General features: G+C 45.5%; 2 rRNA genes. Both read left to right on the forward strand.

Features of this window, described 5'->3' with window-relative positions:
- Positions 1–111, forward strand: a 23S ribosomal RNA gene (locus JEOSCH030_RS10770); the annotation flags it as partial.
- A 76-nt stretch (positions 112–187) separates the two neighbouring features.
- Positions 188–279 (forward strand): 5S ribosomal RNA (gene rrf, locus JEOSCH030_RS10775); the annotation flags it as partial.

Consider the following 279-nt stretch of genomic DNA (forward strand, 5'->3'; position numbering starts at 1 on the left):
GATGAGATTTCCCCAATAGATGCCTTATAGACGATAAGGTTGATAGGTTCGGCGTGTAAGTGTGGCAACACATTCAGCGGACGAATACTAATCCATCGAAGACTTATTCAAAGAAATACTAGAGAATGCGTTCAACTCTTTACTTATACTTCTATCCGGTTTTGAATGTGTAGTACATTCACAATAGTCTGGCGGCGATGGCGGAGAGGCCACACCTGTTCCCATGTCGAACACAGTAGTTAAGCTCTCCAGCGCCGATGGTAGTTGGACTGACGTCCC

The sequence above is a fragment of the Jeotgalicoccus meleagridis genome, from assembly GCF_903994045.1.
Classification (GTDB): Bacteria; Bacillota; Bacilli; order Staphylococcales; family Salinicoccaceae; genus Jeotgalicoccus; species Jeotgalicoccus meleagridis.